This window comes from Asprobacillus argus (assembly GCF_032248395.1).
In the GTDB taxonomy this organism is placed as follows: domain Bacteria; phylum Bacteroidota; class Bacteroidia; order Flavobacteriales; family Flavobacteriaceae; genus Polaribacter; species Polaribacter argus.
Map to the genome: position 1 here is coordinate 1 of NZ_JAVTTO010000019.1, position 255 is coordinate 255.

At 38.0% G+C, this 255-nt stretch carries 1 protein-coding gene; it reads right to left on the reverse strand.

What is annotated here, in order from left to right; translation table 11 throughout:
• On the reverse strand, positions 1–255 hold a 255-nt coding region (locus RQM59_RS14410; RefSeq protein ID WP_349242818.1), incomplete at both ends, for a hypothetical protein.

A 255-nucleotide genomic window follows, 5' to 3' on the forward strand; every position in this document is an offset into this window, starting at 1 on the left:
TAAAAGCCACACAGTTCACCGCATTGTCATTATGTTCTACTCTTACATAGATTGTTTGCGTACCAGCAGTTTCGTTCGTATATGGATTTACCTTATCTATAGGATTTGCATCATTGGTCGCCTCAGCAGCAGATCTATGATAGGATACTGTATAGAGTGCTGTATTGGCAAAGGCTACATTGTTTAAGATCTCTGTATCCTTAGAAGAGAGTGTAATAAAGTTATTGATCAATCCATTGGTATCATCTCCATCTG